Source organism: Streptomyces erythrochromogenes, assembly GCF_040684695.1.
GTDB classification, from domain to species: domain Bacteria; phylum Actinomycetota; class Actinomycetes; order Streptomycetales; family Streptomycetaceae; genus Streptomyces; species Streptomyces erythrochromogenes_C.
The window spans coordinates 123,989-149,142 of the sequence record NZ_JBFBGM010000002.1 but is presented as its reverse complement, the minus strand read 5'-3'; the positions used below and the strand labels follow the sequence as shown (position 1 = coordinate 149,142).

Genomic DNA, 25,154 nt, shown 5'->3' with positions numbered 1-25,154 from the left:
TAGCACCACTCGTAACCGAGACGCTTGTAGCGGGCCGCCCAGTGGCCGGAGTCAGCTTTGCCGGTGGACGGCCGGTGGACAGACGCCTTTGGACAGTGCAACACGAGGTGGTGCGGGGCAATCGGCTGCACATGCTCTGACCAGCTCAAACGCTACTTCGCAGCACAGTCTGGCAGCGGTTGGCACAAGCCTTCTCGGTCTCGTAATGCGTAGGTCTCGGGTTCGAATCCCGAAGGCGGCTCCAGCATGATCCCCAGGTCGTTTGCGGCCTGGGGATTTTTGTTGTCAGGCCGTCGTGTGGGGTGTGGCCGGGGCGAAGTCCGTTGCTGCGAGGGCCGTCGATGCGCTGCCGTAGCGGCGCGGGCTCCACTCCGCCAGGCTCAGTTCACCGTACGTGCGCCGGTCGGTGAAGTATTCGCCGCGCAGGCCTTCGCCGGGTACGGCGCCGATCCACAGTTCGGCCAGCCCGCGGTGGCGCTGGCTGCGGTGTCGGGCGCCGGGCCGGGGCTGGTTGGTGAACTGCCAGCGCAGGCACCACCGGCCGTCCTCCGCACGCAGCAGCGAGGCGTGGGTGGAGGTGGACAGGGAGTCCGCGGTGAAGAGGGACACGCTGACGCGCGAGGCGCTCTGCACCACGTGCAGGACGGCGGGGATCGGCGGTACCGGGGTGCCGTCCTCGCGGACGACGGAGGTGATCACCTCGCCCCGCCACGTGCCGTGCAGCAGAGGGCTCCCGGTGAACCGGCGCACGAGCCTCCACCGCCACAGGCACCTCTCGTACGCCAGGGCCGTGATGGCCACCGTGGTCCCGGCGGCCGAGAAGAGCCGCAGCGGCGTCGGGGACAGGGCCTCGCCCGTGAGCAGGGCGAGCGCCAGCCACACGAGGCAGACGATGCCGACGGTGATCTGCTGGCGGATGTCCTTCACGGCCGTCGCCGCCCCGCGCCCCTGACGTGGTCCGCCGGTATCGGGAACGCCGTGCGGAACACGTACCCGCGCGGATCGTCGGCGTCCCTTGCCAGCACCACCCGGACGCCCGTCACGTCGACGCCGTCCGGGTGGTCGCCGTCGCGGGCCCAGCGGCCGGTGGCCCTGCCCAGGTCGGCGTCGCAGACGAACGGGCGTGGGTCGTCGCCGACCAGCCAGTCGACCAGGTCGCCGGCCGAGTCGTACAGGGCGTCGTTGACGGCGTCCGCGGCCTGTCCGGGGGTGTCGAAGGAGGACGCGCCCGCCTCCGAGGCGTACGAGTCGAACTCGCGCAGTTCTTCCAGGGAGCATCCGGTGTGCTTGTCGATCGCGTGCCCGACGTCGCGCAGTTCCTCGCGGTAGAGGTCGCTGAGCACGTCGACGCCGGAGGGCGGCAGCCGGTCGGCCGGCTCCCGGTAGTCCGCTTCCCGGTCCTGGAAGTCGGTGACCCGCCCCCGTTCCCGGTGGTGGTCGGGGTGCAGGTCCCGGTGGTCGTCGAGGGCCCGCCGCAGCATCTCCCGGTGGTCCTGCTCGTCCTCGGGGGTGTCGTGGATGATCACGGTGCGCCGCCTCCCGTGCGTGCCGCCTGCCTGCGGACGACCGCCGTCAGATCGGACTGCCGGCGCTGGGGCGTCAGGCCGGGGAGCGGCTTGTCGAGGTCGACGTGGACCATCGCGCAGTACGTGTCCGCCACGTCGCCGGCGCAGGCGCGGCCCATGGACCGGGCGAGGTCGCCGAGGGCGGGCCCGCGGCGCGGCTCGCCGCCCGGTGCCCGGTGTGCCTCGGCGCGTTCCTCCCGGCGCCGGGCGAAGGCGAGGGTCCGCCCCCGTTCCCTGCGCTCCGGTACGCAGCCGTCCTGGCAGATGTCGCGGCAGCACAGCTCGTACGGCAGCAGCCGGGACAGGGCGCGGGTCGGCTCCGCCATGTGCCGTACGACGGCGTCGTCGTCGACGACGCGCGCGGTGTCCACGGCCGGGTCGGGCCGGATCGCGGCGAGCAGGGGATCGGTGGTGCGGGGCGTGCCGACGAGGGCCTGGCCGCGCCGGAGGGCGGCCGCCGTCTGCGCGGAGCGCGGGCCGGCCCCCATGTCGCCGAGCATGGCCTGCCGGCTCTGCTCGCTGCGCAGCGCGTGCATGATCTTGACGCCGGTGAGGGCGGTGGCCGAGTCGTCCAGGCGTTCCGGCACCTGGTCGACGAGGACGAATCCCTGCCCGAAGGAGCTGAGTTCGGCGAGGGCGTTGGCGAAGGCGGAGACCGCCTCCGCGGACCTGCGGTCGGGGCCGCCGGTCGGCCGGGCGAAGACCCGGTGGGCCTCCTCCAGCACGATGAGGTGGCGCAGGCGGCGGTTCTGGCTGCCGCGCAGCCGGGCGAAGGCGGACAGCTGGGAGAGCAGGAAGCCGAGCGTCATGTCGATCGCGGCGGGGTCGGCCATGGAGGCCAGTTCCAGCACGGCCGGCCGGTCGAGGAGGCCGGCCCAGTCGGTCTCCTCCACGGTGTCGAACATGTAGCCGTGCTCGCCGCCGAGCAGGGCCCGGACGCGGGTGGCGAGGGCCGGGAAGACGTTGAGGGCCTGGCCGCGGTAGTCGCTGTCGTCCTGGAGCGCGTCGAGTACGGGCAGCAGCGCGCGCAGGGTCGGGACGCGGCCGGACAGGGTGCGGCCGCCGTTCCATCCGGCCCGGACGTAGGTCTCCTCCAGGGCCTGTTCGAGGATGAGCGGCAGTGCGCCGTCCATGTCCGCCACCACGGCGCGGAAGACGGCCATCAGCGACGAGATGTGCGCGTGGACGGTGGTGCCCGGGGGCGGCTGGAGGGGGTTGAACCGCCAGGGCGCGCGCTCGGAGTCGCCGAGGGTGTGGATCCGCAGGGCCTCCATGCCCGGCACGGCCAGCATGCCGCGGTGCTCGGTCTTGACCGGCTCGATGACCAGCCAGGGCACCTTGTGGTCCCGCCACAGCTGGACGAGGAGGCTCTGCAGGGTGGTCGACTTGCCGGTGTTGGGCGCGCCGACGATCAGTGCGTGGCTGACGAGGTCGTCGAGCGGGAGCCGGAGGGTGGCCGCGGGCCCGCCGCTGATCCGGTCGCCGAGGGCGAGTACGGGGGTCTGCGGATCGGTCGCGGGCGCCGGGGTGACCTGCTCCAGCGCGGGCGACGAAACCTCCAGGCCGGGGCAGCCGTCGGGGCCGGGCACCGGGAGGACGAGCATCGAGGCGGCCTCCTCGGCCGCGAACAGGTAGGGGACGCGGCGGATGGAGTCGAGTGCCTGGGGCAGCTGCCAGACGCGGTGGCCGCCCCAGGGCGCGATCGAGCCGCCGGCCAGGCACTGGGCGGCCAGCCGCAGGTCCTCGCCGTCACCGGGCCGCACGACGCTCACGCCGCCGGACATCCCGCGTTCGGTCACGTCGTGCGACGATCCGACGGCCGCCGCGAGCGTCGCGGCGACGGTGTCGGTGGTGGCCCGGTCGCCGACGACCGTGGCCCGTGCCAGGACCTTGGCCGAGCTGTCGCCGAAGCGGCGCCAGGCTTCCAGCGCGCGGCGGGCGTTGTCGTCGGGCGGCAGGTCCACCGGCCCGAGGTAGTCCTGCACGGTCCGGGCGGTGGCCTCGTACTCCAGGGCGGAGCAGAGGTGGCCGTGGGCGGCGCTCTCCCGGGGGGTCAGCACGGTCGGCAGGAACACCAGGCTGACCAGGACGGGGGACGGCGCGTGCAGCAGGGTACGGAGGAAGGCGTCCCAGGCGGAGCCGTCGCCGTGCAGCCGCCCGGGCACGTAGTAGTACTCGGCGGCGGAGTAGTCGCCCAGGGCGGGCGCGAGGAGCTCCTCGTGCCGGCGCACCTCGGCGCAGGTCACCGCGCCCGCGGGGACGGCGAGTTCCGCCGGGTCGGCCGGTTCCGCGACGAAGCCCGGGGGCAGCAGCCGGGCCGCCGTGCCGAGCAGCTGCTCGGCGGCCGCCCGGGCGTCGAACGGGGTGCCGCCTTCGGCGCGGGCGACGAGGTGGCAGTCGATGCCCTGGAGGCGGCCGGGGGCGGGCGCGGTGTAGCGGACCTCCAGGGCGGCGCGGTTGGTCCAGCCGTGCAGGGCCTGCACGATCCGGGTGGACACGGCGCGCATCCCCGCGCCGCTCTCCGCGGGACCGGTCGTCTCGGGCGCGCGGGGGCCGGCGGCGATCCGGGCCGTCGCGGTGGCCCAGTGGCCCGGCCTGGCGAAGAAGTCGGCGTCGGCCCAGATCACGGCCGTGTCCTGGCGGATGCTCGGCGGCCACTGCACGGTGTCACCTCCTGGGAGAGAGCGGGCGTCGGCGGCTCAGACGTCGTCGAACGGGTTGCGGGTGCGGTGCTGGGGCCGCGGCGCGGGGGCGCTCTGCGGGGTGTCGTCGCCGCCCATGAGGTCGGCCACGTCCTGCCGGGCCGCCTGGCGGCGCTCCTGGCGCTGCTGCGCCACGAGGAGGAGGATCGGCAGGCCGATGGGCCAGAAGGTGCCCGGCACCATGGTCTTGAAGCGGGCGCCGATGCCGTTCAGGCCGGACCCGTTGATGTCGGCCCAGTGCAGGCCGAAGATCTGCATCGCGTAGCGGGTGGTGCCGATGATGCCCGCGACGTAGAGAAAGAAGATGACCCAGCCCATGGCTGTCCTTCCGTGACGGCTCGGATGGTGGCGGCGCGGCTCAGACGCCGAAGAATCCGCTCTGGTACTTGCGGATCTCCTCGCGGGCGAAGCCGGTGCTGTCCGCGACGCTGTAGAGCGCGGGGACGACGGCGAGTCCGTGGACGGACTCGATGACCGCGGTGAGATCGAGGTAGTCGAAGAGCTTGAGGCTGGCGGTGGTTCCGGTGAGGAGCCAGCCTGCGGTGAGGTTGGTGCCCACCGGGAAGCCGTAGTGCATCATCCGCAGGCCCCGGGCCTTGCGGTCCAGCGGCTGGACGACGAGGAAGCGGCGGGCACCCTGGCCGCGCATGGCGGCGAACAGTCCGTCGGAGTTGTTCTCCAGGTTCATCTCGACGGGCAGGCCCTGCTCCTGGGTGGCCTTGGCGACCTCGCGCAGGTAGCCGTCGGAGTGCCCGGACGCGCCGGGGATCAGCTGGTTGAAGGAGTCGATGACGTCGAACTGGTTGAGGATGCCCACGGTGTCCCCCGAGATCTTCCGATTGACTGACAGGGGGGAGTGAACACGCCGCATGGCGCACTTACGGCGCACGGAGCGCCGTTGTGGCGCACGGGGACGTCAAGGCGCCTTGTCTGCTCACCAGTTCCAGCGGAAGCCGACGACGGACTCCTCGACGAAGGACACGTAGCGGTGCGCGCTGCCGTTGTCGCACATCCCGGCGGGCTCCAACTGCACGGGATCGCCGAGGTGGTGGTCGGACCACGTCGCCCACCAGAGCCGGCTGGGCAGCCGGGGCGGCGCGAAGTGCACGGCCATGTCGAAGTTCTCGATCCGGCCGCGGGCGGGGCGCCGTACCTCCTGGGGAGGGTGCGGAACGGGGCGGTAGACGGTCCGGTACTCGAACGCGGTGCGCTGGCCCCGTTTGAGGGGCTGAGGGAACAGGATCTCGTGGGACACGAGGCCGTCGTAGCGGTGCTCGGGGCCGAGGGTTCCGCCGTGCAGTACCTCGATGGCCGCCACGGAGGACTCGTGGTTGAACAGGTAGCTGTTCACCCCGTCCTCCAGGGCCATGATCACGTGTTTGGTGCGGCGTTCGGTCAGCTGCCGGTCACGGTCGAGGAAATAACGTTCGAATACCGTCACCGTTCGGTGCCATTGGCGCCTGATCATTTTCCGGGGTTCCCGGACGGCGTCGGATATGCCGTCGGGCCGGCTGCCGGAATCGCTTTCATGGGTGGCCCGCAGGCACTCCGCGTCGCGCTCGTCCATCCGGAAGGCGTCGATGATCCAGGCGAGCGTCTCCGCTGTGATCATCGTGCCGTCGAGCGCACGGCGGACGCGGTCCTTCAGGATGCGCGGGAGGGACCGTTCGGATTCGGGGAACTCGCCGCATTCCCACAGGTGTTCGGCCAGGACCTGGGCCACGGCGGCGATGCTCACGCGGCCGCCCGCACGGTCCCGCTGGACGCGGGCGCGCCACCGGCTCCGATAGCGGAGCTGGGTGTCCAGCAGGTCGGTGAGCAGCACCGAAGTGGCCTCGAAAGGATTTTCTTTGATCAACGCTGCACCGCCCGCGAGAAGCCGAATCACGGCGCATTCATTGAACCACAGCGAAAAGATCGCCGAACTCGAACGAACGCCCAAGTGTTTTCTGCCGAAAGCCCGTTGGGGTACGGGAAACCCCAGGTCGGATTCCTCCGGCCTGGGGTTTCGCCGTTCGCTGTGGTGCGGGTGCGGGTGCGGGTGCGGGTGCGGGTGCGGGTGAGGGAGGGGCGGGCGGTGCGCGGCGGGTGAGGGCGCCGCACACCGACCGCCCCGGATCAGGCCCCGTCCGTGCCGAGGAGCGCCTTGGCGGCCTGCTGGACGCCGGGGGCGCGCAGGAAGGTGTAGTGGTCGCCGGGCACGCGGACGGTCCGGGTCCCGGAGCCGAGGAGCTCGGTCCAGGACGCCGACAGGTCCGGCGACTGCTCGGCCGAGACCACCACGACGGGGGCCGCGACGGGCTCCGGGCGGTGTCCGCCGATCAGCGTGATGTGCGCCTTGAACACCTGGAACCTGCGGTTGATGTCCTCCTGGACCTCCTCGGTGTCACCCGATCCGCCGGTCAGCTTCTCGCCGAACCAGCGCAGCTGCTCGGCCACCGGCGTGCTCACCGGGTCGGGCAGTTCGCCCGCGTCGGGACCCAGGGCCCGGGCGCCGTCCAGGACGAACTGGGCGGCGAAGGCCTGCTCGCTCACCCCGGAGACGTCGTCCGCGGAGAAGGGCGTGTCCAGCAGGCCGACCAGGGCCACCTCCTCGCCCGACGCCTCCAGGCGGCGGGCGACCTGCAGGGCGAGCAGCCCGCCCATCGACCAGCCGGCCAGGTGGTACGGGCCCGCCGGCTGGGCCTCGCGGACGGCCGCGGTGTAGGCGTCGGCCATCTCCGTCAGGTCCTGCCGGGGCGCGCTGCCCGCCTTGAGGCCCGCGGCCTGCACGCCGAGCACCCGGTAGCGGTCCTGGAGCTCCTGCATCAGCCCGAAGTACGGGTAGACGGTGCCGCCGACGGCGTGGAAGAGGAACAGCGGGTCGCCGTCGGTCTTCTCCGACAGCGGCACGATCGTGTCCGAACCGGAGGCGGCGGGGCCGGCGGCGACGGCCGGTGCGGCGGCGCCGTCGGTCTCCTCCAGGCCCTCCAGGTCGTCCAGCGGGGCGTCCTCCAGGCCGTGCTTGGCGACCAGGGTCGCGGCGAGCCGGGCGGGCGTGGGGGCGAGGAAGATCGCGGTCACGTCCGTGTCGACCCCGAGGTCCTTGCGCAGGCGGGTGATGACCTGCATCGCCTGCAGGGAGTTGCCGCCCATCTCGAAGAAGTTGTCCTCGATGCCGACCCGCTGCAGCTTGAGGATGTCGGAGACGATGTCGGCGAGGACCGTCTCCAGGATGGTGCGCGGGGCGACGTAGTCGCCCGCTTCCCCGGCGCCGTCCGGCTCGGGCAGGGCGGCGCGGTCGACCTTGCCGTTCGCGTTGAGCGGGAAAGTGTCGAGGATGATCAGGTGGGCGGGGACCATGAACGCGGGCAGTGCCTCGCCCAGGTGCGCGCGCAGGTCGGCGGTGGTGACGGCCGGCGCGTCGGGGTTGGTCCGGGCGTAGCCGATGAGGTTCTTCTGGCCGGCCTGGTCCTCGCCGACGATGATGATCGCCTGGGCGACGGAGGGGTGGGCGGCGAGCACGGCCTCGATCTCGCCGAGCTCCACGCGCAGACCGCGGATCTTGACCTGGTGGTCGAGACGGCCGAGGTACTGCAGGTTGCCGTCCGGCAGACGGCGGGCCAGGTCGCCCGTCTTGTACATGCGCGCGTCCGGGACCTCGCTGAACGGGTCCGTGACGAAGCGCTCGGCGGTCAGCTCCGGCCGGCCCAGGTAGCCGCGGGTGACGCTGGCGCCGCCGATGTGCAGCTCGCCCGCGACGCCGACCGGAACCGGGTTGAGGTGCTTGTCCAGCACGTACGCCGTGTAGTTCGTCAGCGGAAGGCCGATCGGCGGCGGGTCGATGCCGTCGTCCTGGCAGCGGGCCATGGTCGAACCGACCGTGGTCTCGGTCGGGCCGTAGCCGTTGATGAAGCGCATGCCGGGGCGCGCCCAGTTGCGGACCAGCTCCGAGGAGAAGGCCTCGCCGCCGGCGATGACCACGCGCAGGCTCGGGAACTGCTCCTCGGCCAGCAGGTTCAGCACGGCCGGCGGCAGGCACATGAAGGTGATGCCCTCGCCGCGGATCAGGTCGGCCAGCCGCGGCGGGGAGAGCAGGGTCTGCGTGCTGCCGAGGATCAGGGTGGAGCCGGACAGCAGCGCGCCGAAGATGTCCAGGACGGACACGTCGAAGTTGAGGGACGCGAACTGCAGGATCCGGTCGCCCGGGCCGAGCGGCCAGAACTCGATCTCCGCGTAGCAGAAGTTGACGGCGTTGCGGTGCTCGACGACCACGCCCTTGGGGCGGCCGGTGGAGCCCGAGGTGTAGATGACGTACGCGACGTCCGACGGGCTCGCGGTGGCCTCGACGGGGCTGTCGTCCAGCGCGGTGAGGTCGTTCCAGGAGCGGTCCAGGTCCAGGACCGTGACGTCCTCGGTCGGCACCGCGGACGCGCTGGCCTCGTCGGTGAGCACGACGCTCATCCGCGCGTCCTCGACCATGAAGGCGAGGCGGTCGGCCGGGTACTCCGGGTCCAGCGGCACGTAGCCGCCGCCCGCCTTGAGGATGCCCATGAGGCCGACGATGCGGCGCACCGTGCGCTGCATGCTGACGCCGACGAGCGACTCCGGGCCGACGCCGAGCTCGCGCAGCCGCCGGGCGACCTGGTTGGCGTGGGCGTCGAGCTGGGCGTAGGTCAGGCCCTCGCCGTCGAGCTCGACGGCCATGACGTCGGGGTGCGCCGCGACCTTGGCCTCGAAGGCCTGGTGCAGGTTCCAGTCGGGGAAGTCGGCCTTGTCGCTGTTCCAGGTGACGAGCTCCTGGTGCAGCTCCGCCTCGGTCATGATCGGCAGCTGCGAGATGCGGGCCTCGGGGTCGTTCACGACGCCGTCGAGGAGCACCTCGAAGTGGCCCAGCAGGCGCTGCGCGGTGGCCGCGTCGTACAGGGCGGTGGCGTAGCTGAGGTGCAGCCCCAGCCGGCCGCCGCTCTCGACGGCGGAGACGAGCAGGTCGAACTTGGCCGCCTCGGCCGGGAGTTCCTCGGAGGCCCAGGTCATGCCGCCCGGCCGGAGGTCGCGCTTCTGGTCGTCGGAGAGCATGAAGCCGACCTGGAAGACCGGGGAGCGCGAGGGGTCGCGGGGGGCCTTGGCGGCCTCCACGATCTTCGCGAAGGGCAGGTCCTGGTGCCCGAAGGCGCCCAGGGTGGCCGCCTTGGTGCGCTCCAGGACCTCGCGGAAGGTCGGGTCGCCGGACAGGTCGACGCGGACCGGGAGGGTGTTGATCAGGTAGCCGATCACCGGCTGCAGCTCGGGGCGGGTGCGGTTGGCGCTGACGGTGCCGACCACGATGTCGTCCTGGCCGCTGTAGCGGTGGAGCAGGACGTGGTAGGCGGCCATCAGGGTCATGAACAGGGTCGCGCCCTCGTCCCGGCCCAGGGTGGCGAGCCGGGTGAGGATCTTGTCGCCGAGGTCCCGGGACTCCGTGGTGCCCTGGTAGGTCTGGACGAGGGGGCGGGGCCGGTCGGTCGGCAGCTGGAGGACCGGCGCGCCCTGGAGGTTCTCGCTCCAGTACTCGGTCAGGTCCTTCAGCGTCTCGCCCTGCAGCCGGTCGCGCTCCCAGACGGCGAAGTCGGCGAACTGGACGGGCAGCTCGGGCAGCTGCGCGGCCTTGCCGGCGACGGCTGCGGCGTACGACTCGGACAGCTCCGCCAGCAGCACGGGGAAGGAGGAGCCGTCGAAGACGGTGTGGTGGACGGTTATCAGCAGGACGTGGTCCTCGTCGGCCAGCTGCTGCAGGTGCGCGCGGAACAGGGGGCCGCGCTCCAGCTCGAACGGGCGGGCCGTCTCCTCCTGGGCCGCCGCGCGCCAGTGCTGCTCGATCCCGTCGGCGGCGACGGAGCGCTGGTCCAGGAAGACCAGCTCGACCGGGCCGGCCGGGTCGACGACCTGGACGGGGGCGCCGTCCACGGTGACCAGGCGGGTGCGCAGCGCTTCGTGGCGGGCGACGAGGGAGTCCAGGGCGGCGCCGAGGGCCGCGCGGTCGAGGCCGCCGGTCATCCGTACCGCGCCGGCGATGGTGTAGGTGGACTCGCCGGGAGCCAGCTGGTCGATGAACCAGAGCTGCTCCTGCCCGTAGGAGAGCGGCAGGTCCTGCAGGGCGGGGGAGCGGCGGGGGATCGACGAGATCGGGGGGGCCGTGCGACGCAGCCTGGCGGTCAGCGCGGCCCGCTGGGAATCGGTCAACATGACTGGTTGGTCCTTCTTTCGAGCAGTGGATGAGGCGGCGTCAGGTGCACGGTCACGACGAGGCCGCGCGTGACTCAGGCGACGGTTTCGGGCTGTTCCGCTTCGACGGGACCCCGTGGCATCTCGCGCAGCCGGTACACGGGCGAGAAGAGGATCCACACGGCCGGCAGGGCGATGCCCGCCACGCCGACGGCGAGTGCGGCGCGCAGCCCGAAGAGGGAGGCGAGCGAGCCGGCCAGCAGGGCGCCGAGCGGGATGGTGCCGTAGAGGATGAGCCGGTAGCTGGCGTTCATCCGCCCCAGCAGGCGGGCGGGCGTGACGGTCTGGCGCAGGGTCAGCGAGTTGACGTTGAAGACGGCCAGGTGGAAGCCGTGCACGGCGAGGGTCGTGCCCAGGATCGTCAGGGAGACGGGCCCGGTGTCACCGGGTACGAGCAGCACCAGGGGGGACAGGCAGGCCAGCAGCGTGACCATGCGCAGCGCCGGGCCGAAGCCCATGCGCTTGCTGATCCGCCCGGAGAACGTCGCGCCCAGCAGCGCGCCGACCGAGCCGGCCCCGACGACCAGGCCGAGCTGGAACGGGGTCAGGCCCAGTGTCCGCACCGCGTAGACCAGGAAGACCGTCGTCATGACGTTCTCGAACAGGTTGAACACGGCGGACTGGGTCGCCAGGTGGCGGAGGATCCGGCTGCCGACGACGGTGCGCAGGCCCTCGACGATGTCGGCGCGAACCGACTTCTGCTCGGCGGGCCGCTCCGGTTCGGCCTCCGGGCGGCGGATCCACCACAGGGCCACGGCCGAGGCCAGGTAGGTGGTGGCGCCCACGGTCAGCGCGACGGGCGCGGTCAGCGCGCCGACCAGGAAGCCGGCCAGCCCGGGGCCGGCGATGCCGGCCACCGAGTAGCTGGCCGTCATCTTGCTGTTCGCGTCCGCCAGGTCGTCCTTGTCGACGAGCCCCGGGATGTAGGAGAGGATCCCCACATCGAACAGGACCGTCGCCACGCCGGCCATGAACCCGACGACGTAGAGCCAGGGGAGCGAGAGCACGCCGAGCAGGTGGGCGAGCGGCAGCGCGCCGATCAGCAGCACCCGGACCGCGTCCGCGGCGATCAGGGTCGGCTTTCTGCGCCGCCGGTCGAACCAGACTCCGGCCAGCAGGGTCACCAGTACGTACGGTGCGAACCTGGCGACGTTGAGCAGGCCGATCTGGAACGCGCTGGCGTTCAGGGTGATGACCGCTGCCAGCGGCAGCGCGATGTCGGTCACCTGCGAGCCGACGAGGGAGACCGTCTGCCCGCTCCAGAGTTTGACGAAGTCCCGGTTGGCGAGGACGCCGCGCCGTTCCGCGGTGTCCTCATGCCCCTGCGTGGTGGTCATGCTCTCGCCCCTCTCAGTTGGCCAGTCCCGCGCCGACGGGCTGCGGGGCGGCAGCGTCGGTGTGCAGGTTGAAGGCGCGGTGCAGGACCCGGGCGGCCTCGTCGACCGCACCGGAGGCGACGTGGCAGGAGACGCGGCTGGGGGTGCTGGTGACCAGCACCGGTCTGATGCCCGTGCGCTCCAGGGACTCCAGGATCTGCAGGGTGACCTCGGCCCGGTTGCCGCAGGCGTCCCCGGCCACGCTCACGCTGCCGAGCTCCTCGTCGTGGACCCTGACGCCGGCGCCGATGTCGCCGAGGGCGGCGATGACCGCCTGCGGTTCGGCACCGGGCGAGGTGAACCGCAGCTCGCCCGGGCTGCCGATGATGGATCCGACCGGCAGCCCGTGCCCGGCGAGCGCCGCCGAGACCTGGGCCGGGGTCAGGCCGTCCACCTGGTAGAGCGGGTCGTGCCGACGGTGGGCGACGCCGATGATCCTGGCCGTCTCGAACATGTCGTTCTCCTCCCTGGCTTCTGTGATCCACGTGCCCGGCTCGCCGGTGAACGAGGACCGGACGTGGATGGCGACGCCGTGCGCCGCCGCGAGCTCCACCGCGCGCGGCTGCATCACCTGGGCGCCGGCCTCGGCGAGTTGGAGCATGTCCTCGTGGCCGAGCCGTTCCAGGCGCCGCGCGTCGGGTACCACTCGGGGGTCGGCGGTGAAGACTCCCGGGACGTCGGTCCAGATGTCGCACTCGGACAGCCCGAGAGCGGCCGCCACGGCGATCGCCGAGGCGTCCGAGCCGCCGCGGCCCAGCGTCGTGACGTCACCGTCGTCGGTGACGCCCTGGTAGCCGGTGACCAGGACGATCAGTCCCTGTTCCAGGGCCGTGACGATCCGCCCGGGGTCGATCGACTGCATGCGGGCGTTGCCGTGCGCGGTGTCGGTCAGCACTCCGGCCTGGCGGCCGTTGAGCGAGACGGCGCGCTCGCCGAGCTCGTGCACGGCGATCGCGGCGAGCGCGCACGACATGGATTCGCCGACCGCCAGGAGCGCGTCGAGCTCCCGGGCGTCGGGCTGCGTCGTGAGGACGTTCGCCATTTCCAACAGGTCGTCGGTGGTGTCCGACATCGCGGACAGGACCGCGACGACGTCCGCCCCCGCGCGCCTGGCCTCCACCAGCCGCTGGGCGACCCGGCGCAGCCGGTCCATGTCGCCCACCGAGGAACCGCCGAACTTCCATACCACCGGACGCAGTGCGCGCCCGGTCGGGTGTGTTGCGGACACAGGTCCCCCCTCGCCCTCTAGCGGGCGGCCGACTGGTCGCCGACCAGTCGGACCCAGCTCGCGAAGAACGCCAGGCTGTGGCTGCGCCACAGCCGCAGCGGCTGGTCGAGGTCCACGCCGACCGGCGCCCTGACCCCGGCCACCTGCTGGTCCACGTCCCGGCGGTACTCCTCCGCCAGGCGCGAGCCGTAGTACTCGGGGTGGCCGGTGTGCATGAGGACGGAGTGGTCGTAGGACTCGGCGATCACCGTGCCCGCACCCTCGGCTCGGGCCAGTGCGCGGACCGTGGTGCTGGCGTCCAGGGCCTTGTCGTCGAAGCCGGCGAAGCGGCTGTGCGTCGACCAGAAGCGGTCGTCGAGGGACGAGGCGATGGGGCCGTCCTGCGCCAGCAGCTCGGTCTCGTACATGCCGGAGATCTTGGCGCTGTAGATGTCCTTGGGCAGGCCGTAGACCAGGTGGCCCACGCCCATCGCGCCCCAGCACAGGCCCAGCAGCGGCGAGCCCTGCGCGTGGACGTCCTGGACCATCTCGTTCAGCTCGTCCATGAAGCGCACCTCCTCGAAGGGGAGGTGCTCCACCGCGGCGCCGCTGACGATCAGGCCGTCCAGCGGTGCGTCCGCGGTGGCCTCCTTGTAGGTGCGGTAGGTCGCGGCGATGCGGGCCGGGTCGTCCAGGTTGTAGCGGCGGGAGGAGATCCGTATCCACTGCAGTTCGAACGGGCCCGACAGGGCCAGCTGCGGCAGCAGCCAGTTCTCGTACTGCTCCGCGTTCGGCATCAGGTTGACGATGCCGATCCGCGGCGGCCGGCCGGCCGCGCCGGAGACGAGCGTGCTCATCGGCCCGCCTCCGCGGCGAGTTCCGCCTCCACCGCGGCGAGCGCGTCGCGCAGGATCGCCACGGCCTCGTCGGCGATCTCATGGGTGATGTTCAGCGCGGGCAGCAGCCGTACGACGCAGTCGCCGCGGCCGCCGAGCTCGACGATCAGTCCGCGGCTCAGGGCCTCCTGCTGGAACCGGGCCGCGACCTTCGTCGCGTCGACGGTCGCGGTGCCGGCCATCTCCATGCCGAGCATCAGGCCCAGACCGCGCACGTCGGAGACGAGCGGGCTGTCGCCGAACCGCTTCAGCTCGCCGAGCAGGTGCTCGCCGATGGCGCGGACGTGCGGGAGCAGTTCGTCGCGCTCGACGACGTCCAGGAAGGCGTTGGCGCTGGCGAAGGCCAGGTTGTTGCCGCGGAAGGTGCCGATGTGGCTGCCCGGCGTCCAGGTGTCCAGGTGCTTGCGGTAGAGGATGGCGGCGACCGGCAGCCCCATGCCCGACAGGCCCTTGGAGGCCACGACCACGTCCGGGGTGATGTCGTACTGCTCGAAGGCGAACCAGGTGCCGGTACGGCCGCAGCCGGTCTGGACCTCGTCCACGATCAGCGGGATGCCCAGCTCGCGGGCGGTGTCCGCGACGCGGTGGACGAACTCGCGGCGGGCCGGGATGGCCCCGCCCTCGCCCTGGACCAGCTCCATGATGATCGCGGCCGGCAGCTGCACCCCGCCGTGGGTGTCGGTCAGCGTGTTGACCAGCACCTCGGCGCAGTTGGTGTTGCAGTTCCCGGGGGCGAGGCCGATCGGGCAGCGGTGGCAGTAGGAGTACGGCGTGAAGTGGATGCCCGGCAGCAGGTTCTGCAGGCCCGTCTTCGGCGCGTGCTCCGAGGTCAGGGACATGGCCCCCTGGGTGGAGCCGTGGTAGGCGCCCTGGAAGACGACGACCTGGCCGCGGCCGGTCGCCTTCTTGCACAGCTTGATCGCGGCCTCGACGGCGTCGGAGCCGGTGGGGCCGCAGAAGTGCATCTTGACGTCGTCGCGCATGTGCTCGGGCAGCATCGCGATCTGGCGGCGCTTGAACTCGTCGCGCACCGGCGTCGGGAAGTCGAGGCCGTGCGTCAGCTTCGGCAGCTGCTCGGTCACGGCGGCGACCAGCTCGGGGTGGTTGTGGCCCAGGGCGAGGACGCCCGCACCCGAGAGGAAGTCGATGTAGCGGCGGCCGTCGAGGTCGGTGATGTACGAACCCGACGCCTCGGCGATCGCGACCGGGATGCGGCGCGGGTAGGTGCGGGCGTTGGACTCGGTGGCGGCCTGGCTGTCGAGGAGCACGCGCCCGTTGGGACCGGGCCGGGCGAGGTCGACCGCCGGTTTCGCGGAGGTCGTGTCGAGGGTCTGCATGGTCGTCTCTCTCAGATCTCGGAGCCGGCCGCCTGGGCGGCGACGAGGTCGGCGGCGCCCTGCTCGGCGACCAGGCGCCGCTCAAGGCTTTCGACGATGGCCTGGGAGCGCAGCGCCAGCAGGCTGAAGGAGCCCGCGTCGCCGAGCCCGTGCGTGGACTCGCACAGCCCGTTGACGAAGATCGGCGGCACCTCGCGCTCGAAGGCCGGGTGCGGGACCACGCCGTAGTCGTAGCCGACGGACAGCGGCTGGTCGTCGGTGACGCCGAGCACGTCCGCCAGGTCCCGCAGCAGCGGCGGGAGCTGCTCGGTGCGGCCGGTGATGCCCAGGTCCAGGTAGCCGGTGGCCAGGACCACGCGGTCGGCGTGGATCCGCTCGCGCTCACCGGTGATGTGCTCGGTGACGTCCAGCGCGACGCCCTCGGCGGTGCGCTCCACGGACTCGATGCGGCGGTTGGTGGCCAGCCGGACCCGCTCGCGGCCGTCGAGCTCGTCCTCGTACATGCGCATGTAGAGGGCGCTGACCACGTCGGCGTCGGCGGCCGAGTAGTTGGTGGGCCGCAGCTGGTCGCGCAGCCGCTTCTTGCCCTCCTCCGTGGCGTGGAAGTAGTACTCGACGAACTCCGGGAAGTAGACCTCCTCGGAGAACGGGCTGGTGTCCTTGAGCCGGTAGCCGAAGCCGGTCATCACGTTGACGATGCGGGCGGCGGGGAAGCGCGCGATCAGGTCGAGCACCACCTCGACCGCGCTCTGGCTGGCGCCGACCACGGCGAGCGTGCCGTCGAAGTCCCGCTCCAGGTCGGCGATGTTGGGCAGGAACTGGGAGGTGTGGAAGAGGTGCGGGGCCGGCACCTCGCCGAAGACGGCGGGGAGGTTCGGGGTGCGGCCCGGGGCCACCACGACGGAGCGCCCGTGGTAGGTCGTGCCGTCGGCGACGGTGACCTCGACCAGGGGGCCGTCGACGGACGCCGCCATCTTGATGCCGGTGACCTCGCGGCCGTAGTCCACGTCGGCCTGGACGGTCTCGGCGACCCACTGGACGTAGCGCGCGTACTCCTTGCGCAGCGGATAGTGGGACGGCAGGTTGAGGTGTTTGAAGAGACGGCCCTGCTCGTGCAGGAAGTTGGTGAAGGTGTAGCGGCTGCGCGGGTTGCGTGGCGTCACCAGGTCGCGCAGCGGATTGTTCTGGATGTCCGAGCCGTCCAGGAGCATGGCGCGCTGCCAGTAGGGGCCGGGCTCGCGCTCCAGGAACTTCACCCGGGCCTCGGGCCACAGCTCCTCGAACGCGACGGCTACGGCGACGTTCGCGGGTCCGTATCCCACACAGAGGACGTCATATGCATCGTGCACGCTGAATCTCCAAAGTTGAGTTGCACCGGCATGCCGACGGCATGCCGGCTGATTCACGGACGGGAGACCGCCTGCACGTCCGCGCAAGCGCCGTCGGAGTACGGCCCGGCCGCGTGACGGCCGGCGAAGAACGCGCCGTCGCTGAGGGTCCCCGCTGCGTGCGGGACCGCCCACTGCGCGGCGTCCGGGCCGGTGAGGTCGCTTGCCGACGCGGGGCCGGCGTTGTCCCCGGCCGGTTTTTCGGTGTCCGCATTTCTGGTCATTTGAACTGCAGCTTCCGTAGCCGTCCGAGATGTAATGAGCTTTTCACTGACCGCTACCGGTTGCCTTCCGCCAGGCTTCCGACCGTGCGGTATCGTCCAGAAGCGCAGGTCATCAGGTGGGGGTGGGAGTCCCGTGTCCGCATTGGGCGGAAGCGGGATCAGGAGGGGGCTGCGTGACATTCGAGTTCCGTGTTCTTGGGCCGATCACGGCATGGCGCGACGGACTCGCAGTCAGGCTCAACGGGCGCAAGACGAGATCGGTGCTGGCCGCGCTGCTGCTCCGCTCCGAACACGTTGTCCCGGTGGAACGACTCGTCGCGATCCTGTGGGGGGAATCGCCGCCGCCGACCGCTGTGGCCCAGATCCAGAAGTGCGTGTCCCAGCTGCGCGGCGAGTTCGGGCCGGAGCTGATCATCCGGTCGGGCAACGGCTACCGCCTCCAGCTCGGCGGGCACCGGTTCGACCTGCTGACGTTCGACCAGGCCGTCGCGGACGCGAGAGCCGCGCTCGGGCAGGACCGGCAACTCGACGCGGTGGAGGCGTACTGCGCCGGCCTCGCCCAGTGGCGGGGGGAGCCACTGGCCGACGGTACGGACGAGCTGATCCGAACCGAGTCGCCGGCGCTGGAGGAACGCCGGATCGGCGTCGTCATGGAGCGCATCGAGGCGGAACTCGCCCTGGGCCGCCACGGCGAACTCGTCAGCGAGCTCAAGGCGCTCGTCGGGGAGCAGCCGCTGCGGGAGCGGCTGCGCGGCCAGCTGATGCTGGCCCTCTACCGCTGCGGCCGGGTCGCCGACGCACTCGCGGTCTACCAGTCCGGGCGCACCCTGATCGCCGAGGAACTCGGCCTGGAACCGGGGGGCGAGCTCCAACGGCTCCACGAGGCGATCCTGGTCGGCGGCCCCGGCCTGGACCTGCCCCGCAAGGCCCCCGCCGCCGACGAGAGACCCGAGCGGGTCTGGTCCCCGATCGCCCAGGTCGTGCCGGCCCAGCTCCCGCCGTCGATAGCCGACTTCACCGGACGCGCCGACCAGGTCGGCCGCATCCGCGAGACCCTGACGACGGGCGACAAGGAGTCCCTCGCCCTCGTCGCCGTCTCGGGCAAGGGAGGGGTCGGCAAGTCCACCCTCGCGGTGCAGGCCGCGCGCCGCGTCGCCGAGCAGTTCCCCGACGGGCAGCTGTACATACGCCTGCGCACCGCCGACGCCCGACCGCTGGACCCGCTGGTGGCGCTCAAACGCTTCCTGCGCGCGCTCGGTGTCGGGGAGGAGGGCATACCGGACGACCTGGAGGAGTGCAGCGAGCTCTTCCGCAGCCGGACCGCCTCCTCCCGCATGCTCATCCTGCTCGACGACGCCGTCAGCGAGGCCCAGGTCAGACCGCTGCTCCCCGGCTCGCCCGGCTGCGTCGTACTGATCACCAGCCGGCCCCGGCTCACCGGACTGGAATCCGCCACCCACGTCGACCTCGACGTGTTCAACGCGGAGGAGTCCGGAGCGCTGATCGAGCGGATCGCCGGGAAGGACCGCCTCGTCGGCGACGAGGCCACCACGGCGGAGGTCGCCCGGCTGTGCGGCTACCTGCCGCTGGCCGTGCGGATCGCGGCCGCGCGGCTCGCCCAGCACTCCCAGGGCGGCATCACCCGGTTCGCGCGCCGCCTCGCCGACGAGCGGCGGCGGCTGGACGTGCTGGTCTCCGGCGACCTGGAGGTGCGGGCCACGCTCGCGACCGGCTACCAGGAGCTGGAGCCGCGCGAACGCGAGGCGTTCTGCCTGCTGGGACTCATCGACACACCGGACTTTGCGTCCTGGTTACTCGCCCCGTTGCTCCGCATCACCATCGACGAGGCCGAGGACCTGATCGAGGAACTCGTCAGCACCCAGCTCCTCGACGTCGTCGGATGCGACGTCGCCGGGCAGACCCGCTACCGGTACCACAACCTGGTCCGCCTCTACGCCAAGGAGCGGGCCCAGGCCGAGTACTCGCCCGCACAGTGCCGGGAAGCGCTCTCCAGGGTGCTGGACGGGTGGCTCACCCTGTCCACCACCGCGGCGCAGCGCATCACCGGTGCGCGGCCGCGGCAGTGGCCCGCCGCGGAGCGGGGCGCGACGCACCGCTACGACGGCTTCGACCGCTCCGACGTCGACTACATCGTCGAGGACCCCTACCTCTGGTTCGAGGCCGAGCGCCCGGCCCTGGCGTCCGCGGTCGCGATGGCCTGCTCGAACGGATTCGGCCGGATCGCCTGGGAACTGGCCGACAGCACCACCGACTTCCTGGAGCTGCGCCACCTCTACGACGACTGGGAGGCCAGCCACCGGCTCGCCCTGGAGGCGGCTGACGCCGACGGCGACACCGTCGGCGTCGGCGTCATGTCCCTGCGGCTGGCGTCCCTGCGCTGCATCCGCAGGGACCCCGACGCCGGCCTGGAACTCGCCGACCGGGCGGGCGCCGTCTTCGAGGAGCTGGGCCTCGGCGCCCTGGAGGCGGAGTGCCGGGTGATCCGCGCCGGGGCCCTGCGGGCGCTGGGCCGGCTGGGGCCCGCCCTCACCGAGGTGACGCGGGCCGCCGAGTCCGCGCTGGCGTCCTCCAGCGGGCTCGCGCAGGCACTGGCCGCCCGCGAACTGGGCACGATCCGTTACGAACAGAGGCGCTGGGAGCTGTCGTCGGCCGCCTTCCAGGAGGCTGTGCGGCTCAGCCGGCTGGCCGGCAACCGGCGCGAGGAGGCCCTCGCGCTGCGGCACTGGGCCGTCGTACTGCGCCACCGCGGGGAGCTGCAGGAGGCGAGGGAGAAGGCCGAGACGGCCCTCGCGGCCTTCCACGAGCTGGGGGACCGCCCGTACGAGGCGTTCAGCGGCCTCACCCTCGGCCTGAGCCTGCTGGAGCTGCGCGATCCGTCCGCCCGGCGGTTCATCGAGGAGGGCCACGCCGTACTGCGGGACATGAACCTGGAGTTCGGCATGGGCGAGCTCTTCTACGTGCTCGCCACCCTGGAGCTCGCCGACGGCCACATCGACCGGGCCGTCGACCGGCTGGCCCAGTCCATCCGGTGGCTGGGCGCGGAGCCCGTCCACCACGTGCTGCTCTCCGCCGTCGAGCTGCTGTGCCGGGCCCTGGAGGCCGGCGACCCGGCGGCGGGCCGGATCCTGCGCATGGAACTCGCCGAACTGTCCGCCTGCGTCGGCACCCCCGCACCCGTCCACCGCCTCGAATCGATCCTCGCCCAGGTTGCACGCAGAGTGACCGGAAGGAATCCGGTAGTGACCCTGCCTAGAGTTCCGGTTCTGCAACCGCTCCACTGACCACGGAAACGGACGGCGATCCATCGTGAAGAAGACCACCATCCACGTCGACCCACGCGAGATGGCGGAGAGCAAGAGATCGGGCACGGACGTCATCGGCGTGCGCAGGACTCTTGCGGCGGAAGGACTCTGAGACAGGCCGGAGGGCTGTTCGGTACATGCGTGTGACTCTGGTGAACATGCCGTGGGCTTCCTTGGACACGCCGTCCCTCGCGCTGGGGATCCTGCATTCCATCGGCCGCTCCCACCGGGCGGACGTGGAGACGGTGAACGCCAACCTGGACTTCTACGACTGGGCGGCGGAAGCGATCGGACTGCGGGTCGAGGACTACGAGTTCTTCGCCAGTCACGCGTACTTCGAAGGCTACGGGGACTGGGTGTTCTCCAGCGCCCTCCACGGCGTGCCGGCCTGGCGGGTCCGGGAGTTCGAGGACCAGATGGCCGCGGGCCTCGGCCCGCACCTGCGGGGCGTGTGCCTGGCCCTGCACGAGGCGTCCGCGCGGTTCGTCGAGGAACTGGCCGTGAAGATCGCCGACACCCGTCCGGACCTGGTGGGGTTCACCACCACGTTCCAGCAGAACACCGCCGCCCTGGCCACGGCCGCGGCGGTCAAGAGGCTGTCGCCGGGCACCGCCACGGTGCTCGGCGGCGCCAACTGCGACGGACCGCAGGGGGAGGCGCTGCACCGCAACTTCCCCGCCGTCGACTACGTGGTGCGCGGTGAGGCCGAGCGGGCGTTCCCGATGCTTCTCGACGCGGTCCGCGGCGAGGTGGAGCCCGCGACGATCCCGGGACTGTGCTGGCGCGGGGACGACGGCGCGCACCGGGCGAACGCGATGTCGCGCTTCCCGCTGCCGCCCGGCGAGTTGAAGCAGCCCGACTACCGGCCCTACTTCACCCGGGTGCAGGAGTCGGCGGCCCGTTCCCGGATCGAGCCGAAGCTGGTGCTGGAGGGCTCGCGCGGGTGTTGGTGGGGCGAGAAGCACCACTGCACGTTCTGCGGACTGAACGGATCCTCGATGGCCTTCCGCAGCAAGGCCCCCGAGACGTTCGTGAACGAGATCGTCGAACAGGCCCGGCTGCACCAGGTGCTCGACGTCCTCGTCGTGGACAACATCCTCGACATGGGCTACCTGCGCAGCGTGATGCCCGCTCTGATCGAGGCGGGCCACGACCTCCGCTTCCACTACGAGATCAAGTCCAACCTGCGCTACCGCCATCTGCAGACCCTCGCCGACGCCGGCCTCGTCCAGGTGCAGCCCGGTATCGAGAGCCTCAGCAGCCGGGTCCTGCGCCTGATGGACAAGGGCGTCACCGGCTGCCAGAACGTGCGCCACCTGCGGGACGCCCAGTCCGCCGGCCTGTGGGCGACGTGGAACTACCTCTACGGCTTCCCCGGCGAGCGGGACAGCGACTACACCCAGGTGATCCGGCAGCTGCCCGCGCTCACCCACCTGACCCCGCCGGACGGCGTCACCCGCATCGAGATCGAGCGGTTCAGCCCCTACTTCGACCGGCCCGAACTGGGCTTCTCCCCGCTGCGGCCGGCCTCCCACTACGCCGTCGTGTACGATCTGCCGGAGGAGGAGCTGTACGACCTGGCGTACCTCTTCGACGCCCCGCACGCCGGAATCGACGAAACGGTCGCCAAGCAGCTCGCCGCCGCCGTCGAGCGGTGGCGCGACCAGCACCTGCACAGCAGCCTCACCCGCTACGACATCGGATCGAGGATCGTGCTGTCGAACCGGCGGGAGGACTTCGACTGGACGACGCGGAGCATCACGGACCCGGTGGAGGTGGCAGCGTTCCGGCTCCTGGAGGACCCGAGGAGCGTGCAGTCGCTGACCCACCGGCTCAGCGCCCGGTTCACCTCCAGCGTCTCCCCGGCCCGTGTCGCCGAACTGCTCGCACAGTGGGGCGAGGCCGGGCTGCTCTACGAGGACGCCGGCCGCTACGTCCACGTCGTGCCGCTGGGCACGAACGCGGAGCTGACCCGCCTCGGCGGCTGCGCCCCGGACCTGACCCGGGACTTCGCACGGGCCGCCGGCCCCGGTCCCGGTCCCGGCCCCGGTCCCGAGGACGTCCTGTGATCACTGCCCGCAAGCCGGTGATCGACCTCTGGCGCGACTACCGCGAGCACGCGCGCACCCTCCCGGGCATGCACCTGGGCAGCGTCGCCGTCGCCGACGCCGCCGTGAACGCCGCGCACACCGCCCGCGAGCTGTACCGCACGGGCGTGCGCAGGGCCGAGTTCAGCGCCCTCGTCGACCTGTCCGCGACGGCCGATCCGCTCTGCGCCGTACGGGTCCTGGACCTGCTCCGGGAGCTGACCGCCTGGGGCGTCGTCGTCGACTGGCGCGTCCGGCTGCCCGACGCGGGGACGTGCCCGGGCGGCCCGTCGGCGCCGACGCTCGGCCACCTCTACCCGCCGTCCCGGATCGAGGGACCGGCCGGCGCGGCGGAACTGCGGGCGGCCTGGGCGGAGGGCTTCTTCCTGGGCAAGTGCGTCGTGCGCAACGGCCCCGGCTTCCTGGAGATCCGCGATCACCGGCCCGGCGTGCTGAACCGGATCGTGATCGACGACCCGGAGTACCTCGCCGCGGTGGAGGCGGTCCGCGCGGACCCGTCGGCCGCCGGCGTGGACCCCGCCGTGCGCGGGGACCTCGTGGCGGAGTCCCTCCTGGTCGCCGTCGGCGACCTGTGGTGGTGGGCCCCCCACCGGCCCCACCGCTGGCCCCAGCCCCCCTTCCGCGTCTGACGGCGGTGCACCGCGTCGCGTCGGCGGCACCGGCGTCGGCAACGGCTCAGAACACGGGCAGGGCGGCCAGCGTCGTCCCGTCCATGAGGAACACGCGGTTCGCGTCTCCGGTGATCCAGTAGCGGTCGGGGTTCTGGATGATGTGGAAGACCCACGACGGCCGGTGCCCGTCCGAGAGGTCGACGACGTTGATGCCTCCCCCGGTCTTGTCGACGGCGACCGACCACATGCCGCTGCCCTGGACGACGAGCGGGCTGGGCGGATGGCATTCGAGGAGCTGCTCGAAGACCCAGTCCGTTCCCCGACCGGTGCGGAGGTCGAAGCGGAAGGGGAAGGTCAGGACGGTGGCGTACAGGTGGTCGCCGTGAATGGTCGGCGGGCCCCAGAAGACCGGGGTGCCGCTCGGCGGCTTGGGGTTCTCGGCCTTCCAGAGCTCCTTGCCGTCGACGACGTCGACGACGAGGAGGTCCTTGCCGGTCACGCACAGGGTGCGGCCCGACACGGCGACCTTGGCCCGGCCGTTGTCGGACTGCCCCCGCCGGTCCCACACCGTGCGCCCGTCGGCCGTGTCGAGGGCGAGGACGGTTCCGTCCGCCGCCGTGACGACGAGCCGCCCCTGGGCGGCCAGGCCGCGGGAGGCGGCCTCCTTGCCGAGGTCCGCGTCGACGCCGACGGTCCAGCGGACCCTGGCATCGGACCGGCCGATGCTGCGCACGCGCCGGTCCCTGGTGACCACGTAGACGGCCTCGTCGTCCGCGGCGAGGAGCCACGCGGCATCGGCCGGGGACGTCCACTTGGGCTTCCCGGTCGAGGCAACGAAGGTCACCAGGGTGCCGTCGCCGTCGGTGGCCGCCACCAGCCGGTCGGAGAGGGACAGATAGCGGTTGGCGGCCAGCGCCTCCGCCGCCGTCCACCGGACGGTGCCGTCGACGACACTGCGCGCGACGATGCCGCCCTCCGGTGCTCCGACGACGACGACGTCCCGCACGGGCAGGGGCGCGGGTGTGTCCTCCGCGGCGGCCGAGGAGACGCTCCAGAGCGGCCCGGGAGTCTCGCCGAGGACGTAGTCGCCCTTCTTCGCGTCCAGGACTCCGGCCACCGGGGCCGGCACGGCGGGCGGGACGTCGAAGGGACCGGAACGGTTCGCCACGCTCCACCACGCCGCGGTCCCGCCGCCGACCGCCAGCACGGATCCGCCGACCGCGAGGCCCGTCAGCAGGCGGCGCCGGGAGAGGGAGCCCGGCGCGGCCCCGCCCGGCACGGTGGTCAGCCGGTTCAGGTCGTGCTCCCGGGTCGTGATGTCCCGCGCGATCGCGCCCCGCCGCCAGGCGCGTTCGGCGCCGCGGGGCGGGGCGAACGACCGGGCGATCAGGTCCGGCAGGGGCCGCGCCGCCGGATCCCTGGCCAGGAGCGGGCCGATCAGCGGCCGGAGTACGGGCGGTACCCGGTCCAGGCGCGGCTCGCCGTGGACGACCTCGTACTGCACGGCCGCGACGTGCGACCCCTCGTACGCGTGCTGCCCGGTCGCCGCGTACACCAGGACGGCGCCCAGGGAGAAGACGTCGGCCGAGGGACCGACCCGCTGCCCGAGGACCTGCTCGGGCGCCCCGTACCCGGGGGTGACCGGGACCTGGCCCGTCGCGGTGAGGGTGAGGCCGTGCTCGGGGCGGGCGATGCCGAAGTCGATGACGCGGGGGCCGGCCGCGGTGAGCACGATGTTGGCGGGCTTGAGGTCCCGGTGGACGAGGCCGGCGGCATGGATGTCGCGCAGCGCCGCGGCGAGCGATGCCGCCAGGGCCCGTACGGCCGGTTCGTCGAGCGGGCCGTGCGCGCGCACCGCGTCGGAGAGGGTGGGCCCGGTCAGGAACTCGGCGGCGATCCAGGGGCGTCCGCCCTCCGTCTGCGCGTCCAGGACGCGGGCCACGCCCGCGCCGCCGACCGCCCGGGCCATCCGGGCCTCGCGGACGAAGCGCTGTGCCAGGTTCGGGTCGTGCGCCAGGTGGGGGTGCAGCACCTTCACCGCGGCGGCGCGGCCCTCGGCGTCCTGGCCGACGTAGACCTTCCCCATGCCGCCTTCGCCGAGCACGGCGAGGATGCGGTACGGGCCCAGGCGGATCGGGTCGCCGGATTCCAGGGGCTTCATCGGGTGCGGGGCT

Annotated in this window: 17 protein-coding genes; 3 read left to right on the top strand and 14 right to left on the bottom strand. The window is 72.3% G+C overall.

The window, feature by feature from the left end; translation table 11 throughout:
- Window positions 1-285 precede the first annotated feature (285 nt).
- The 13 genes from AB0O53_RS04705 to AB0O53_RS04645 all read right to left on the bottom strand — a co-directional run bounded on the left by AB0O53_RS04705 (window position 286) and on the right by AB0O53_RS04645 (window position 16,938).
- Window positions 286-927 (bottom strand): Cap15 family cyclic dinucleotide receptor domain-containing protein, encoded by a 642-nt coding sequence (locus AB0O53_RS04705; RefSeq protein WP_365193240.1) that lies wholly within the window; start codon window positions 925-927, stop codon window positions 286-288.
- Window positions 924-1,526: an RNase A-like domain-containing protein gene (locus tag AB0O53_RS04700; RefSeq protein ID WP_350989911.1), complete on the bottom strand. Its 603-nt coding sequence runs from the start codon at window positions 1,524-1,526 to the stop codon at window positions 924-926. Before AB0O53_RS04700 ends, AB0O53_RS04705 begins: the two co-directional genes overlap by 4 nt.
- Entirely contained in the window at window positions 1,523-4,228 is a 2,706-nt protein-coding gene (locus tag AB0O53_RS04695; RefSeq protein ID WP_365193237.1) for an ATP-binding protein, read from the bottom strand. Before AB0O53_RS04695 ends, AB0O53_RS04700 begins: the two co-directional genes overlap by 4 nt.
- A 36-nt stretch (window positions 4,229-4,264) precedes the next feature.
- Entirely contained in the window at window positions 4,265-4,585 is a 321-nt protein-coding gene (locus AB0O53_RS04690) for a hypothetical protein (RefSeq protein ID WP_350989907.1), read from the bottom strand.
- A gap of 40 nt (window positions 4,586-4,625) precedes the next feature.
- Window positions 4,626-5,084 (bottom strand): hypothetical protein, encoded by a 459-nt coding sequence (locus AB0O53_RS04685; protein ID WP_350989905.1) that lies wholly within the window; start codon window positions 5,082-5,084, stop codon window positions 4,626-4,628.
- A gap of 117 nt (window positions 5,085-5,201) precedes the next feature.
- The gene (locus tag AB0O53_RS04680) at window positions 5,202-6,092 is read right to left on the bottom strand and encodes a hypothetical protein (RefSeq protein ID WP_365193235.1); all 891 of its coding nucleotides are present in this window, start codon (window positions 6,090-6,092) and stop codon (window positions 5,202-5,204) included.
- Between the two features lie 293 nt (window positions 6,093-6,385).
- Window positions 6,386-10,471 (bottom strand): non-ribosomal peptide synthetase, encoded by a 4,086-nt coding sequence (locus AB0O53_RS04675; protein WP_365193233.1) that lies wholly within the window; start codon window positions 10,469-10,471, stop codon window positions 6,386-6,388.
- A 74-nt stretch (window positions 10,472-10,545) separates the two neighbouring features.
- On the bottom strand, window positions 10,546-11,847 hold the full coding sequence (locus AB0O53_RS04670; RefSeq protein ID WP_365193231.1) for an MFS transporter: 1,302 nt from the start codon (window positions 11,845-11,847) through the stop codon (window positions 10,546-10,548).
- 13 nt (window positions 11,848-11,860) lie between these two features.
- Complete coding sequence (locus tag AB0O53_RS04665; RefSeq protein WP_350989897.1) at window positions 11,861-13,114, bottom strand: aspartate kinase; 1,254 nt, start codon at window positions 13,112-13,114, stop codon at window positions 11,861-11,863.
- Window positions 13,115-13,131: 17 nt separating this feature from the next.
- Window positions 13,132-13,950, bottom strand: coding sequence for a homoserine O-acetyltransferase/O-succinyltransferase family protein (locus AB0O53_RS04660; protein WP_350989895.1), 819 nt, complete (start codon window positions 13,948-13,950; stop codon window positions 13,132-13,134).
- Entirely contained in the window at window positions 13,947-15,326 is a 1,380-nt protein-coding gene (locus AB0O53_RS04655) for an aspartate aminotransferase family protein (protein WP_350989893.1), read from the bottom strand. The genes AB0O53_RS04660 and AB0O53_RS04655 overlap by 4 nt, the downstream gene beginning before the upstream one ends.
- A gap of 11 nt (window positions 15,327-15,337) precedes the next feature.
- Window positions 15,338-16,675, bottom strand: a complete 1,338-nt coding sequence (locus AB0O53_RS04650; protein ID WP_350989891.1) for a SidA/IucD/PvdA family monooxygenase — start codon at window positions 16,673-16,675, stop codon at window positions 15,338-15,340.
- Between the two features lie 53 nt (window positions 16,676-16,728).
- On the bottom strand, window positions 16,729-16,938 hold the full coding sequence (locus AB0O53_RS04645) for a hypothetical protein (protein ID WP_350989889.1): 210 nt from the start codon (window positions 16,936-16,938) through the stop codon (window positions 16,729-16,731).
- 173 nt (window positions 16,939-17,111) lie between these two features.
- On the opposite strand from AB0O53_RS04645, the gene AB0O53_RS04640 reads away from it, so the two are divergent.
- From AB0O53_RS04640 to AB0O53_RS04630, 3 genes are all read left to right on the top strand, one after another.
- A complete protein-coding gene (locus tag AB0O53_RS04640) occupies window positions 17,112-20,240 on the top strand; it encodes an AfsR/SARP family transcriptional regulator (protein ID WP_350989887.1) in 3,129 nt (1,042 codons plus the stop codon).
- 158 nt (window positions 20,241-20,398) lie between these two features.
- Entirely contained in the window at window positions 20,399-22,330 is a 1,932-nt protein-coding gene (locus AB0O53_RS04635) for a RiPP maturation radical SAM C-methyltransferase (protein WP_350989885.1), read from the top strand.
- Window positions 22,327-22,998, top strand: a complete 672-nt coding sequence (locus AB0O53_RS04630) for a DUF5825 family protein (protein WP_350989883.1) — start codon at window positions 22,327-22,329, stop codon at window positions 22,996-22,998. The genes AB0O53_RS04635 and AB0O53_RS04630 overlap by 4 nt, the downstream gene beginning before the upstream one ends.
- A 46-nt stretch (window positions 22,999-23,044) precedes the next feature.
- On the opposite strand, the gene AB0O53_RS04625 is transcribed toward AB0O53_RS04630, so the two are convergent.
- On the bottom strand, window positions 23,045-25,141 hold the full coding sequence (locus AB0O53_RS04625) for a protein kinase domain-containing protein (RefSeq protein ID WP_365193226.1): 2,097 nt from the start codon (window positions 25,139-25,141) through the stop codon (window positions 23,045-23,047).
- Window positions 25,142-25,154: the final 13 nt, after the last annotated feature.

Excerpts from the sequence above, each read along its gene's own strand:
- AB0O53_RS04660 (WP_350989895.1), bottom strand. The coding sequence starts at position 13,950 with ATGAGCACGCTCGTCTCCGGCGCGGCCGGCCGGCCGCCGCGGATCGGC.
- AB0O53_RS04655 (WP_350989893.1), bottom strand. The coding sequence starts at position 15,326 with ATGCAGACCCTCGACACGACCTCCGCGAAACCGGCGGTCGACCTCGCC.
- AB0O53_RS04675 (WP_365193233.1), bottom strand. The coding sequence starts at position 10,471 with ATGTTGACCGATTCCCAGCGGGCCGCGCTGACCGCCAGGCTGCGTCGC.
- AB0O53_RS04645 (WP_350989889.1), bottom strand. The coding sequence starts at position 16,938 with ATGACCAGAAATGCGGACACCGAAAAACCGGCCGGGGACAACGCCGGC.
- AB0O53_RS04635 (WP_350989885.1), top strand. The coding sequence starts at position 20,399 with ATGCGTGTGACTCTGGTGAACATGCCGTGGGCTTCCTTGGACACGCCG.
- AB0O53_RS04670 (WP_365193231.1), bottom strand. The coding sequence starts at position 11,847 with ATGACCACCACGCAGGGGCATGAGGACACCGCGGAACGGCGCGGCGTC.
- AB0O53_RS04690 (WP_350989907.1), bottom strand. The coding sequence starts at position 4,585 with ATGGGCTGGGTCATCTTCTTTCTCTACGTCGCGGGCATCATCGGCACC.
- AB0O53_RS04625 (WP_365193226.1), bottom strand. The coding sequence starts at position 25,141 with ATGAAGCCCCTGGAATCCGGCGACCCGATCCGCCTGGGCCCGTACCGC.